The sequence below is a fragment of the Flavobacterium sp. Sr18 genome (assembly GCF_011064265.1).
In the GTDB taxonomy this organism is placed as follows: domain Bacteria; phylum Bacteroidota; class Bacteroidia; order Flavobacteriales; family Flavobacteriaceae; genus Flavobacterium; species Flavobacterium petrolei.
In genome coordinates, this window is sequence record NZ_CP049329.1 from 1,234,349 (window position 1) to 1,248,790 (window position 14,442).

General features: G+C 34.1%; 11 protein-coding genes. 2 read left to right on the forward strand and 9 right to left on the reverse strand.

The features are described 5' to 3' along the window. Positions 1-186: 186 nt before the first annotated feature. The 6 genes from G7A72_RS05470 to G7A72_RS05495 all read right to left on the reverse strand — a co-directional run bounded on the left by G7A72_RS05470 (position 187) and on the right by G7A72_RS05495 (position 10,289). On the reverse strand, positions 187-1,812 hold the full coding sequence (locus G7A72_RS05470; protein WP_165151741.1) for an amidohydrolase: 1,626 nt from the start codon (positions 1,810-1,812) through the stop codon (positions 187-189). Between the two features lie 171 nt (positions 1,813-1,983). Continuing rightward, on the reverse strand, positions 1,984-3,660 hold the full coding sequence (gene asnB, locus G7A72_RS05475; protein ID WP_165151742.1) for an asparagine synthase B: 1,677 nt from the start codon (positions 3,658-3,660) through the stop codon (positions 1,984-1,986). Positions 3,661-3,856: 196 nt separating this feature from the next. Then, positions 3,857-4,306 (reverse strand): hypothetical protein, encoded by a 450-nt coding sequence (locus G7A72_RS05480; protein WP_165151743.1) that lies wholly within the window; start codon positions 4,304-4,306, stop codon positions 3,857-3,859. 148 nt (positions 4,307-4,454) lie between these two features. Then, positions 4,455-6,206 (reverse strand): TonB-dependent receptor, encoded by a 1,752-nt coding sequence (locus G7A72_RS05485; RefSeq protein WP_165151744.1) that lies wholly within the window; start codon positions 6,204-6,206, stop codon positions 4,455-4,457. A gap of 124 nt (positions 6,207-6,330) precedes the next feature. Further along, complete coding sequence (locus G7A72_RS05490) at positions 6,331-7,194, reverse strand: PhzF family phenazine biosynthesis protein (RefSeq protein WP_165151745.1); 864 nt, start codon at positions 7,192-7,194, stop codon at positions 6,331-6,333. A gap of 80 nt (positions 7,195-7,274) precedes the next feature. Next, on the reverse strand, positions 7,275-10,289 hold the full coding sequence (locus G7A72_RS05495) for a tetratricopeptide repeat protein (RefSeq protein ID WP_165151746.1): 3,015 nt from the start codon (positions 10,287-10,289) through the stop codon (positions 7,275-7,277). A gap of 247 nt (positions 10,290-10,536) precedes the next feature. On the opposite strand from G7A72_RS05495, the gene G7A72_RS05500 reads away from it, so the two are divergent. Together G7A72_RS05500 and G7A72_RS05505 are read left to right on the forward strand one after the other, a co-directional pair. Beyond that, on the forward strand, positions 10,537-11,223 hold the full coding sequence (locus G7A72_RS05500; protein WP_165151747.1) for a cell division ATP-binding protein FtsE: 687 nt from the start codon (positions 10,537-10,539) through the stop codon (positions 11,221-11,223). Beyond that, positions 11,223-12,110, forward strand: a complete 888-nt coding sequence (locus G7A72_RS05505; RefSeq protein ID WP_165151748.1) for a glycosyltransferase — start codon at positions 11,223-11,225, stop codon at positions 12,108-12,110. Before G7A72_RS05500 ends, G7A72_RS05505 begins: the two co-directional genes overlap by 1 nt. Here the strand turns inward: G7A72_RS05505 and G7A72_RS05510 are convergent, their stop codons facing one another. From G7A72_RS05510 to G7A72_RS05520, 3 genes are read right to left on the reverse strand one after another with little or no spacing between them, the layout of a single operon-like run. Then, a complete protein-coding gene (locus tag G7A72_RS05510) occupies positions 12,111-13,202 on the reverse strand; it encodes a glycosyltransferase family 4 protein (RefSeq protein WP_165151749.1) in 1,092 nt (363 codons plus the stop codon). Beyond that, on the reverse strand, positions 13,199-13,606 hold the full coding sequence (locus tag G7A72_RS05515) for an FdtA/QdtA family cupin domain-containing protein (RefSeq protein ID WP_165151750.1): 408 nt from the start codon (positions 13,604-13,606) through the stop codon (positions 13,199-13,201). Before G7A72_RS05515 ends, G7A72_RS05510 begins: the two co-directional genes overlap by 4 nt. Further along, positions 13,603-14,427 carry a glycosyltransferase family A protein gene (locus G7A72_RS05520; RefSeq protein WP_165151751.1) on the reverse strand — a complete coding sequence of 275 codons (825 nt, stop codon included), beginning with the start codon at positions 14,425-14,427 and terminating at the stop codon, positions 13,603-13,605. The genes G7A72_RS05515 and G7A72_RS05520 overlap by 4 nt, the downstream gene beginning before the upstream one ends. Positions 14,428-14,442: the final 15 nt, after the last annotated feature.

The following is a 14,442-nucleotide window of genomic DNA, read 5'->3' on the forward strand; positions in this document are numbered from 1 at the left end:
TATTTTTATTTTTTTCCCAATTCTAACTCGACAAATATGCAATAGGAGTTACAAATACAAAACATAATTAGTGTATTTAGTTACTATTCCAAACAAAAAAACATGTTTTACATTAAAAATGTAATTTAATTGCCATAAACCTAAACTCACTGTAACAACTATAACTCACGAAGTACATTCTTACAGTTATTTCACTTTCTGACCTTTCAAGTAGGTATTAATTGGTTTCATTTTCACTATTTTATTTTCTTCCACTTTCATCAAATCTTGGTCGTACATTACAAAATCAGCCCATTTTCCCACTTCAAGACTTCCTTTTTCTTTTTCTTCGAAATTAGAAAAAGCAGCCCAAATAGTCATTCCTCTTAAAGTTTCAGCTCGGGTTAATGCATTTTCCATTTGGAAACCGCCTTTTGGATATTCCTTACTGTCTTTTCTGGCTACAGCCGCATGAAAAGTTAGCATCGGATTTACTTCCTCCACTGGAAAATCAGTTCCAAGGGCTACCATTCCCGCTTTTTGAAGTAATTTTTTATAAGCATAGGCATTTTTCAGCCTTTCTTTCCCTAATCTGTCTTCAGCCCAATACATATCGGATGTGGCATGCGTAGGTTGAACTGAAGGAATAATTCCAAATTTGAAATAATCAAAATCTTGTTCACGCAAAACTTGCGCGTGCTCAATTTTCCATCTTCTATCTTTGGTTCCAGCCAAAACATCTCCGTAAATTTTCAAAATCACCGTATTTGCCGAATCGCCAATAGCATGCGTATTCAGCTGAAACTTTGAAGCCGCAATTTGTTTGGCTACATCCTTTAATCCAGAAATTGGTGCCAACAAAGCGCCGTATTGGCCTGGCTTGTCGGAATACGGTTTGTGCATGCAAGCACCGCGAGAACCCAAAGCGCCATCACCGTACGTTTTAAAGGATCGTACATTTAGATTATCCGTTTTATAAATTCCTTTTTTTAGATATAAATCAATATTTTTCTGATTTGCCGTAATCATTGCATACACATTAAGCTTCATCACTTTTGCTTTTTGCAAACTATCCATCAAATGAATAATGTCCGGATCTAATCCTGCATCATTTACGGTTGTCAATCCATAATCAAACATCACTTTTTCGGCATCCAATAAAGCGGCTATTTGTATTTTACGGGTTGGTTTGGGAATTATTTTAAACACTAATTCCATCGGATTATCTACTAAAATTCCTGTTGGTTCTCCGTTAGCAATTTCAATCTGTCCGCCATCTGCTTTCGTATCTTTAGTGATTTTTGCTAATTTTAATGCCTTACTATTCACGATAATTGCATGACCGTCAACTCTGTTTAAAACTACAGGAATATCAGGAAATGCAGCGTCTAAATCAGCTTTTGTAGGATACTTTTTGACTTTCCAGTCGTTTTGATCCCATCCGTTACCTACAATAAACGTTGGATTTTTATCTTTTTGAAAAGCCTTTAAACGAGTTATTATTTCGTCCATACTTTTGGTACCGCGTAAATCAGCTTCCTGCAAGCTTAAACCATAGCTATAAAAATGGCAGTGCGCATCAATTAAGCCCGGGTAAATAAATTTTCCTTTCGCATCTATTGTATTTTTGGATTCATATTGTTTTGAAATTTCGCTATTAGTCCCAATAGCCACAATTTTCCCCTTATCAATTGCCATAGCCGAAGCTTCAGAAAAAGAGTTATTCACCGAGTAAATAGTTGCATCTGTAATAATGGTATCAGCGGTAACTTTATCTTTTTGATCACAGGAAACCAACAAAAACAAAGCAAGAAATAAAGTAATAGATCTCATAATAAACATTTTAGTTGTGCTAATATAAAAAAACTGTACCGAATTATTTTAAACAAACGGAATTAAAAGAAATTTTTGAATTCTTAACTTGACCATTCTGATTATTTCCATAAAAAAACGCTCTCCAAAAGGAGAGCGTTTGTCTATTTGTAAAATCTTAATTAATTGTGTTTATGCTTTTACATACGCATCATCATGCACGCTAGCTACTGCTCTTCCAGATGGGTCATTCATGTTCTTGAATGCCTCATCCCATTCCAATGCAATTTTTGTACTACAGGCAACGCTTGCTTCTTGCGGAACACACAAAGCAGCTGCATCACTTGGAAAATGCTCATGAAAAATAGAACGGTAATAATATTCCTCTTTTGAAGTTGGTGTTTGTAAAGGGAACTTGTATTTAGCATTTGCTAATTGCTCATCCGAAATTTCAACCGCTACCACTTCTTTCAAAGTATCAATCCAACCGTATCCTACACCATCACTAAATTGTTCTTTTTGTCTCCAAGCAACACTTGGCGGCAACATCTCTTCAAAAGCTTTACGAACTACCCATTTTTCCATTGGATGTTCTGCATTGATCATTTTATCTTGTGGATTAACGCGCATCGCCACATCCATAAATTCTTTATCTAAAAATGGAACACGCCCTTCAATTCCCCATGCTGCTAAACTTTTGTTCGCACGCAAACAGTCGTACATGTGCAATTTACCTAATTTACGTACGTTTTCTTCGTGGAATTCTCTTGCGTTCGGCGCTTTGTGAAAGTATAAATATCCTCCAAAAAGTTCATCTGCTCCTTCACCTGACAACACCATTTTGATTCCCATAGATTTAATAACTCTCGCCATTAACCACATAGGTGTTGATGCTCTAATCGTAGTCACATCATAGGTTTCCAAGTTGTAAATTACATCTTTAACCGCATCCAAACCTTCTTGGATAGTGAATTTAATTTCGTGGTGAATCGTTCCAATATGATCTGCCACAATTTGAGCTGCCGCTAAATCTGGAGAACCTTCTAATCCTACTGAGAAAGAATGCAATTGCGGATACCAAGCATCAGCAACATCTCCAGATTCAATACGTTTTTGCGCATATTTTTTGGCTACAGCCGAAGTAATCGAAGAATCTAATCCTCCAGAAAGCAAAACACCATAAGGCACATCACTCATCAATTGTCTGTGAACCGCAGCTTCTAAAGCCACTTTAATTTCGTCAATGCTGGTTACGTTGTCTTTTACGGCATCGTAATCTGTCCATTCTCTTTTATACCATTGTACAAATTCCCCGTCTTTACTCGTCATATAATGTCCTGGAGGAAACAATTGTATTTTTGTACAATAGCCTTCTAAGGCTTTCAATTCTGAAGCCACATAGAAAGTTCCGTGCTCATCCCAACCAATGTATAATGGAATAATTCCCATGTGATCACGAGCAACAAAATATTCGTCTTTTTCTACATCATAAATAGCAAATCCAAAAATTCCGTTCATTTCATCTATAAAATGAGGTCCTTTTTCTTTGTAAAGTGCTAGAATTACTTCGCAGTCACTTTCTGTTTGGAAGTTGTATTTTCCTTCAAATTGTTTACGCAACTCTCTGTGGTTATAGATCTCACCATTTGCGGCTAAAACAAGTTGTTTATCTTCACTGAACAACGGTTGCTTTCCTGAAGCAGGATCAACAATTGCCAAACGTTCGTGAGACAAAATGGCTTTTTCATTACTGAAAATTCCACTCCAGTCCGGTCCACGATGACGGATAATTTTAGACATTTCTAATACTTGCGGTCTTAAAACTTCCGCTTTTTGTTTTAGGTCAAAGGCACATACTATTCCGCACATAACTATATATTTTTAATGTTTTGTTTATTTTGATAAGGCAAAGATGCAGTTATAGTTCTAATTGAAAAACACAAATGCTATTTTTAGTTATAAATTATAACCAAAAAATAGCATTTGTGTTTAAAATGTAATTAAAAAAGAATAAAAAAGCAATCGAAGTTGAGAATTGTAAAATGAGACGCAGATGAGACGAATTTTATTCAATGTTCTCTACCAAATACTTCGTACCATTAATCTCAAAAGTAAAACCTTCTTGATTTCCCATGAGTTTATTTCCCAAAGGAGATTGTGGTGATAATGCGATAATATTGATTCCCTCGACATTAATCTTAGGAAGCGCCACACTCAGATACAAATAGATTCCGTTTGCTTTTACCAAGCTCCCCACAATAATAGTGTCAGCAATTGTGGTAGCGTCAATTTTATCCAAAACTGTTTTTTGATCCAATACTTCTCTCAACTTACGATTGAGTTTTTCCTGCTCAATGTGCATCATGGATAAAGCGGTTTCATGTTTGTCTCCGGCAGAACCTTTGGCATCGTTCTTAGAATCTTCGGTAAGCGCCACAATCATGTCTTTGAAAACATCGATTCGATCCTGAACTAATTGTAAATAATGGGTATGTATTTTTTGTTTGAAAGTCATCTGAGAAATTTAACCGCAAAGTACGCAAAGTTTTTCGCAAGGTTCACAAAGAAATTTTGTAAAAAAGATTGCATCAAAATATTGAAATTTAAAAAATAAAAACTTCATTTTCTTTGCGTAAAACTTTGCGCAATTTGCGGTAACAACCTTAAAAATCAAATTTATAGTTCACTCCCAGAATCACTTGAAATCCCTGAACTGGGTAATTCAACCATTTTTGATAGGCATTATTAGTGATATTATTAGCTCTTGCAAAAGCAGTCAATCGGTCGCTGTATTTGAATCCAACATTTGCATTAACATCAAAATAAGATTTCAAAGTTACAGGAGCTGCATTTGCCGAAAAGGCCGTATTCATCTGAAAATCTTTTCGCTTACCTACGTAAAACACATTTGTTCCAGCGAACCATTTTTCTGTAATATTAAAATCAAGATTTGAATTTATTTTTATTGCTGGCATATTCCAGGCTTCTTGCTGAAAATCATTAGTGAAACTGCTGAAAGTTCCGTTGATTCCAAAAGTTACATCCTCAGAAAAATCAGCTTTAAGTTCTCCATAAAAACTTAATGTTTTCATATCATCATACACCACTTGGAAGGAATTTCCAAACGCATAATCTTCATTACCCGCATTTTCATTGTAATCATTACTTCTAAACAAGGCTCTATTTCTTTCATTTACATATGAAGCTTTTACATTATAACTCACATTATTGGTCAATTTCCCTTTTAATCCTGCAAAAACATCATACTGCTGATCTGTTGGAGTTATGCTCAAAGTCGGAGATAAAAACGGATTTTCGTTCACAAAATCCTGATATGAATTTTGTTTTAAATTTCCTTCGGCACCCGCATAGAAAATCATCAAATCGCCAACAACTTTATACGAAGCATTGAATTTTGGATACACATAAAAGGAATTATTGTTGTGTTGATTGTCCATACTATAAAAAACAGCGGCACCAATATTCAGCGTCCAATCTTCCTCCTGCATCACAAAACTTGGTGAGATTCCAAAATTTGTAAATCCGTATTTGATGGCTTCGACATTCGTGTTTAAATAATTTTTATCGAAACTTCCTCCCACATAATCTACCGTTAAATCCGTTTTCACAGCACTTTCCATCACGTCAAATTCAACGGTTGGTTTTGCATAGAATCGATTTTCTGAAGATCCTGAAGCATCTGAAAAATGGCTGTATTTAAGAATTGTTTTGTTCAAAACACTTTCGTTAAAAGCTACATTTCCGCCCAGCGATATCGTTCTGTACGTTTGCTGCGGATCAATTCCATTAATCAGCATCACTTGATCCTGAGCTGATAAAGTATTTCCAAATTCCGATGGCAATCCGTACCAATTATAAATCTGGTTTTGATATCCTAAATCCAAATTCCAAGACACGTCTTTTTGATTGGAACCATACATTAAGTCTAACGAAGTATCATAAAACCGATTTTCTAATGCTACATTTTTGATTCCGCCTTCTGACGAATGATGGCGAAACATTCCTCCTACATAATCCGTATTATTTAAATCGTGATTTACGAACAACTCTCCAATAAAAGTTCCGTAATTCCCAACTCCAAAAGTCGCGTAATTTTTAAACAAATGTGCTTGTTTTTCTTTCTCTACACCTTCTGCTTTCCCTTTAGATGGTGTAAATGTTGACGCCACAGGAAAAGAAAAAATCGAATATTTAATACTTTCTTTTTTGGCATTACCTTCTTCATCAAGTTCTGGGACTTCTTTGACTTTGTTCGCATCCGAAATTTTTGGTGTATATGGTTTTACAACATTTACGGTTTCGGTTCCAATTTGCTCTTTCTTTTGTGCAAACGAAAATTGAAATGCAATAAGTAATAGACTTAAAATTATTTTATTTTGGAAATTGATTTTCATTTTTATTGTTGTTTTTTGATAAAAGAAGAAAGAAACAAGACTTTACAAATTGCCTAATCAATAACTTTTTCTTTCTAATTACCTCTTTACTTTTTTACTTCTTATTTATAACTTAACTTGTAATTTAAACTTCCCACTCGCCTTTTGCAATGAATTGCGATTTGCCACCAATATTTATATCAAAATCATTATTCTCTAATTTTCCGTCAAAATAAATTTGAGAAGCCCTGTTTATAAAATCTCCCTGATGATTGATAATTTGAATTTTTGGAGCATTATATTTTAACAGAAAAGCCTGCAAACAAGTGCTTGCACTTCCCGTTGCTGCATCTTCTATAAGTTGATTGTTTTCTATACAAAGCATTCTACTGCTTAATTTCGTGTCTTCTAAACAAAAGAAATACAACGCTCTATGACTTGTTTTACAGTTTGCCTGCAACCATTTGTTCATTTTAGTTTTATCCAAAATCAAATTCTCTAAAACTTTTTTATTTTTGACAGGAACAATTACAAACGCGCTTCCTGTGGTTACTTCCTGAATGGGAAATGCATCATCAAAATCAGCACGGCTTAAATTGCTGAAGTTCGAAAAATCTTCTGCTGAAAAAGTATCCAAAAATTCCGGTTGAGCAGCCTGCAGCCAAACCAAATCTCCCGCTTTACGCACCGGAATTTCACCGATAGGGACCGATAGTTTAATCTTCTCCGGTTGATGTTTAAAAATCTTATTCATCAAAACCCATGATGTTCCAATAATGGGATGACCGGCAAACTTCATTTCATGCTCAGGGGTGAAAATTCTGATGGTTGCCGAATTATTATCAGCATTAAGCTTGGTTATAAAAGTGCTTTCTGCAAAGTTTATTTCTCGCGCAATTTCTTGCATCTGTTTGCCAGTTAAAGCATCTGCACCTGAGAAAACTGCGAGTTGGTTCCCAGCATATTTTTTCTCTGCAAAAACATCAACTATGTAAAAAGGTAGATTCATTCAATTTGTTTTTTGACTTTCGATTATTTAAAAATTTACACTTGATTTAAATTGTTTTCCAACTTTCAATCCTTGATTTTTTATTTTGTAATCGATGAATTTGTTTTAGATTCTTCAACTTTAATAGCGTTCAACTCTGTTTGTGCATCTGAAACGACATCCGGAAAATCAGTGAAATTTTGAATTACATTTTCTAAAATATAAGTCGCCTGATAACTGTCTTTTAGTCCGTAAAAGTTTTTGGCCATTACCACTAATCCTTTGGCTCCAAAATATTTATAGCTGGAATAATTCTTTGCTAATTTTTGAACCGCAACATTTGACACCTCAAATTTTCCTTCTTTATTTTTAAAATAAGCATCATAATACAAGGCTTCGGCGGCTAATTCTCCTTTGGCAATCGTCATTAATTTTGCGTAAGCAACTTTTGCTTTCGCTTCATCACCGGTTTCAATTGCCGCACGTGCAATTATGATTTGCGCATCACTTTTTACATTATCATCCGTTTTTGGATTCATCAAAACCTTCTCGGCATACATACCTGAATTTGGATAATCTTTCTTATCGTAATACAATTTCATCAAATTTGATTGTGCAAATGTTTTATTTTGAGAAATATCTGCTTCGTTTTCTAAACGGGTCAAAATTAGAATTGCTTTTTGATCTTCTTTGTTTTTAAGGAAAATTTGAGCCAATCTTGACAAAGATTGTTCTGTAAATTCACTTCTCGATTGTGCAACTACGTATTCATAATTAGGAATAGATTTGCTCTCAGAGCCTTCAGAATAATACAATTGAGCCAGATAGTAATTAGCCTGCAAAGCATGAATCCCACGAAGAAACTGGCTTACATAACCACTAAATCCTGCAATTGCCTGCTTGGTATTATTTTGTTGAAATTGTTTTTCAGCAGCTTCATAGGTGTCATTATCCAATTCTGCATCAGTAACAGCTACAAAATCCAATGTACGAACCCAAGTTGCATATTCATCCACTCTGCCATTATCCACATAAATCAATCGAGCGGTTGCTACCGCTTCTAAAGCCTCCGGAGTTCTAGGAAAATCAGCCGCGACTTTTTTAAATTTCAACAATGCCTGCTCGTCTTTATCTGTATTATAATAAACCAATCCCTGACGCAAAATAGATCTCGAAGTGAAAGAACCTTTTTTGAATTCTGTATTCAATCGGTCGTACGTTTTTACGGCAAGATCATTTTTATTCTCAGCAACAAAAGTATTTGCCAATTCAAAAAGTGCATCGTCTCTATATTCTGATTTTGGATACAATTGTAAAAAAGCGTTTAGTTCGTCAATTTTCTTATCGTTTTTAGCTAAAAATCCGTAGGAAATAGCTTTTTGGAAATACGCATAATCCGCATCAACACTCTTAGATTCGATTACTTTTGTGTACGCATCCATTGCCGCACCGTATTTTGAAGTCACAAAACGACAATCCGCTAAACGCAAATAGGAATCATTCAAACGCACTTTATCAGCAGGCGCTTTTTCTATTTGGTTTTGGAAATAATTACCCGCTTGATCATATTCTTTCAATTTGAAATAAGCGTATGCAATATTGTAATTACTGTTTTTAAATTCCGGTGTTGTCGCTGCTTGGTTTGCACCAATGAACTGCTTGAAACTTAATAATGCGTCTTTAAAATCATTCAAAACATATTCTGTTTCTCCTTTCCAGAAAGTAGCACGAGCTGTAAAAACAGCATCTTTTTGTTCCCCTAAAGATTTCGTAAACATTTTTAGTGCTTCGGGATAATTTCCATCGGTGTATAATTCTAAACCTCTATAAAAAAGCACTTTTTGGTACGCTAATTTATTTTCTGGAGATTTATTTTTTTCCAATAAAACTAAAGCTTCTTTGTAGTTTTTAGAAGAAATATAAGAGTCAATCAATAATTTTTCTACCTCGGAACGGCTTGCATTCTCTGGATATTTTTTTAAGAAAGCCTGCAAAACCGCTGGTACACTTTGATACGAATTCCCTAATTCGTAACTTAATTTTGCATAATTCAAGCTCGCATCTTCTTGAATGGCTGCATCAAAATCCATTTCCGAAGCATTTTTGAACGCATTCAAAGCTTGTTGTTTTTTATCGGTATTCAGATAACTTTCTCCCAAATGATAATAGGCATTTTGCGCTACGAAATCTTTCCCGCCAATGATTTTATTGAACTGAGAAATCGCATTTTCGTAGTCTTTTTGCTTGTAATACGCATATCCTAATTGGTAAAAATCCGTATTATTCCATTTGCCTTTTTTCCCTTTGTAATCAACTAAAAATGGAATTGCGGTGTCGTATTTTTTTAAATTAAAATAGCTTTCGCCAATGATTTTATTGAGTTCTGATTTTTCCAAAGGAGTGGATTTAGCCATTGCTTTCTGACCTAAATCAATTGCTTTTTGGAAATTCCCCAATTTAAAATTCATATCCGCCTGATAATACGAAAGCTTTTCTTTGTACTTTTCTTCACCTGAAACTTCGTCAAAATACTTTGTAGCTTGCTTGTAATCGTCGCCTTCATATGCCATAAAACCTAAATAATATTTGGCTTGAGAACCATATTCAGCTGAATTCACCACTTTATTCAAATACACCGTAGCTTCTTTTTTGTTTTTGGCATTAAAAAAACTATAGCCTTTTTGGAAATTGAATTTATCTTGATCCTTTCTGCTTAAACTGCTTTCGTCAACTTTGTCAAACCATTGTAAAGCTTGCGGATAATTTCCTTGATTAAAATGATAATGTGCTACTTCGATGTACGCCTGATTTTGTTTTACGCTGGTAGGATAATCCGAAACAAATTGCTCCATCAACTCATCCGCATTGGATTGATTGGTTCGAATGGCACAATTCGCGGCATAATAAGCACAATCTGATTTCAATTCTTCAGTTGCGGCAGTTTCCTTTACTTTATTAAAAATAAGCTGTGCCGAAGCATATTGCGCGTCTTTAAATAAAGAAACCGCTTTATTGAAATCTTTTGAATCGTGCGTGTAAATGGTAGATTTTTGTGCCGAAATACTGGCCGTTATAATAAAAATGGATAAGAAGTAGCTCCAGGAAAGTTTACGCATTGTGATTTTATTTTAATAATTCAAATATATTATATTCTGTCCTCTATAACGAATCACAATTGGCTTTTATTATGAATAATTTTTTTACAGTTTAGATTTCAACCTTCTTTATCGAAATATTAATCAAATCAAACTTCCTAACTTTTCAATATTATTTGTAATTTTTGTAATTCTGTCTAATACAACAGAATTTATTTTGAATAGAACCGTTATCTTATTACTTTTACCCAATAAACAAATGCAAATTATGTCACAATCCGTCCTGTCGTTAAAAAATGTAACGATTTATCAAGAAGCAAAATCTATTCTAACAGAGGTAAACTTGGAAGTAAATCGTGGTGAATTCCTTTACATCATTGGAAAAACAGGCTCCGGAAAAAGTAGCTTAATGAAGACTTTGTATGCTGATTTGCCATTGACAGAAGGAGAAGGAAATATTGTAGACTTTGACTTATCTGCATTAAAAGAAGATGATATTCCGTTTTTGAGAAGAAAAATTGGGATCGTTTTTCAAGATTTCAAATTACTTCCAGACCGTACTGTAAATGACAATATGTTGTTTGTACTGAAAGCAACTGGCTGGACGGACAACGCCGAAATGCAAAATAAAATTGAAGAAGTTTTGAATAAAGTAGGAATGAAAGATTTTGGCAAAAAAATGCCACATCAACTTTCCGGAGGAGAACAACAACGTGTGGCCATCGCTCGTGCATTACTTAACGACCCTGAATTAATCCTTGCTGATGAACCTACAGGAAACTTAGATCCACAAACCAGCGCCGAAGTACTGGAAGTATTGAAGAAAATCAATGCGAACGGCAAAACAATCATTATGGCGACACATGATTATGCGTTGCTAATGAAATTCCCTTCGAAAACATTGAAATGTGAGGATTCCAAAATCTTTGAAGTGATTCAGCAGCGAAACGCGTAATGCTCTCCATTCTTGTTCCAATATACAATTACAATGTTTATCCGCTGGTTTTAGAGTTGCACAATCAATGTAAAGATTGCGGAATAGCGTTTGAAATTTTGTGCCAAGACGATGCTTCAAATTTATTTAAAATTGAAAACCAGAAAATTAATAATTTAGAAAATTGTAATTTTTCAGTAAACAATTTAAATTTAGGACGAGGAAAAAACATCAATTTTTTGGCAAAAAAATCAAAATTTGAATGGCTATTAATCATGGATTGTGATACTTTTCCAACGCAAAATAATTACATCCAAAAATATATTTTCCAGATAAACGAAGCTGAACAAGTTGTTTATGGCGGAATCGAATACCACAAAGAAAAACCTTCAAGCAACCAATTGCTGCGATGGTTTTATGGCAACGCGCGAGAATCAATTTCTGTAGAAAAACGAAAAATCAATCCTAACGGCAGCGCACTGACATCAAATATTTTAATCCAAAAAAAGGTTTTTAACTCTAATAAATTTGACGATTCAATCACTAAATACGGCTACGAAGATTTAGTCTTTTTATCTGATTTGAAAAAAAAGGGGATTTTAGTAAAACATATCGATAATCCTACGTATCACTTGGGATTAGAAACTTCCAAACAGTTTTTAGTGAAGACAAAAATCGCTTTGGAAAATCTAAAATCAATTTCAGAAAACAATTCTTTATGCAAATCCGAAAGCAAGATTTTAAAAACTTATAGTCTATTGAAACGACTGTATTTGACTTCATTTATTTCCATACTATTCAAAAAAACCGAACGGAATTTAGAACACAATTTACTTTCTAAAAACCCATCTTTATTCCTATTTGATTTGTACAAATTGGGCTATTATTGCAGTATCGCTTCCCGATAATTATTTCGTTACAAGATTTTCGAAAAGGGATTTCCACTGATGCATGATGCATTCTAAATCATAAATTTGTATACTTTCCTGAGCCTTTTCCCCCATTTGTATTCTCAAATTTTCATCTTCAATAAGCAATTCCAATTGTTGAACAAAAGAATCTAAATTACCGTTTTCAACAAGAAATCCGTTTTCATTATTTTGAATAATAGCTCTTGGACCGCACGGACAATCGTAAGCAACACAAGGCAAACCCATTGCCATTGCTTCAATAAGTACCATTCCGAAACCCTCAGTGCGAGAGGTCATCACTAGTATTGATGCTTCTCGATATTTATCATTTATATTTTTTACAGGGTCAAAAAAAGCAACATTAGTATCAATATTTAAAGTCCTGGAAAGTTTTTGCAATTCTTGATTTTGATTGGATTTCCCGTAAATTTCAAGAGTCCAATCTGGATGTTTTTGAATGACTTTCTGCCAAATTTGCAACATTCTGTCCCATCCTTTTTCATAAGAATGACGGCCAACTGCAATCACTTTTTTAGCTTTTAAATCGGAAAAAGTCGTTGGTTCAAACCAAAGCGGATTTGCAATTACAACTCCGTTTTTTATATTCCATTCTTGTAAACTCGCCTTTGACAACGCCACGAATTTGGTAAAACTTTTGGCGAATAACTCTTTAAAAAGTAGTTTGATTTTTGTCGAAAAAAAATATTTTGAAGGCTGAGTTTCCTCAAGATATTTGGAACCGTGGCACTCAAAAACAATCGGTGTGTTTGTCTTTAAAATAAAAGGAATTAAATAAGCTTTTAAACCATTATCACCAACAATAATAACATCAGGTTGTATGGATTTAATTTTAGTTTTTAACCCTTTTGCAAACGAATTAAAAAACTGAAAAAAATTACCTTTCAATGATAAATCGTGATAAATAATATTCGCATTAAAAGAATAAAACAAAGGAGAAAAACCTCCATTTTGAGTTAAAATATGGACTTCATATCCTGATTTTTCTATCCAATAATTCGTTTTCACCGAAAGCACTCTCGCTACACCGCCTTCATTATTTATGTTGGGAACTATATAAAGAAGTCTCATTTTTTTGACTCCAAAAATACATTAAAATCCCGAATATAATCGGCTTCTTCAAAAACATCTGAAGCCAAAACTAAGCAAACCGCTCCAGAAGAAAAATTTTGCAACTCTCTCCAAATCCCAGTTGGTATAAGCAATCCCACATTTGGTTTATTAAGGATAAATGATTTTTTCATTAAACCATCCTGCACAACGACTTCAAAACTTCCGCTCAAAGCGATCAAAAGCTCTTGCTGCACAATGTGAGAATGTCCACCTCTGTACGCACTGCTCGGTACATCAAAAAGATAGTATACTCGCTTGAATTCAAATGGTAAAATATCCTTTTGAATGAATCCTAAATTCCCTCTTGTATCCTCTACAACGGGGATTTTTAAAAGTTGCACGCCTGTAACGGTTGTTTTCATTTATTGATTTGTAAATACGCTAATTTCCCTCTGTTGGCACTTTTTAGCGCTGTATAAACTTGGTTTATTTGTATTCTATTCTGCTTTAGATCAAAAAAAAGTTTCAAAAAAATCAGTTTTTGGTAATGATTCTTTGCAACTCTGGTCAAGAATGCGCCCTGAATATAATAGCGTTGTTCAAGATTTAATTTATCATCTGTTGAAACCGCCGGATGACTTGCAATAACCGTTGGCACGATGATTATATTTTGCTGCTGTTTTTTTAACTCAGACAAAAAAATAGCTTCTTCTCCCATCAAAAAGGAACTTCCAAGACCAAAATCACTATCGAATTTAGTGTTGAATTGATGAAGTAACTTTGTTTTTAAACTTATTTCAATTGATAAAACACTAAAAATATCCAGATTATTCAATTGCAATTTGGGTTTCGCAGGATATTTTTTGAACAAAAAACCTTTGTAATCTTCTATGGCAAAACAAATGCTAACCGCCTCAGGATAATTATTGTGGGCTTCCAGAATAGTACTTTCAAAATCTTCCTTGAAAACCTCATCATCATCGGTCAGTAAAATAATTTGTCCATGCGCCTTTTGCAAACCTAAATTCCTGCTTTTTGACAATCCTTTTTCAAATGAATTTACAATTCTTACAGAAGTAAAATCTGAAACCAATAGCTTCTTTTCAGTCGTTTGATTGATAATTAAAATGGGGAATTCCGAAAAATGACAGAACGGAAACATGGGAATTAAAAAATCCAAAGAATCTCTATTCATCGTAGCCAGTACTATTTCCAGATCTCCTTTTTTAAATTCTTTTGTCAATTTGTTATTATATTT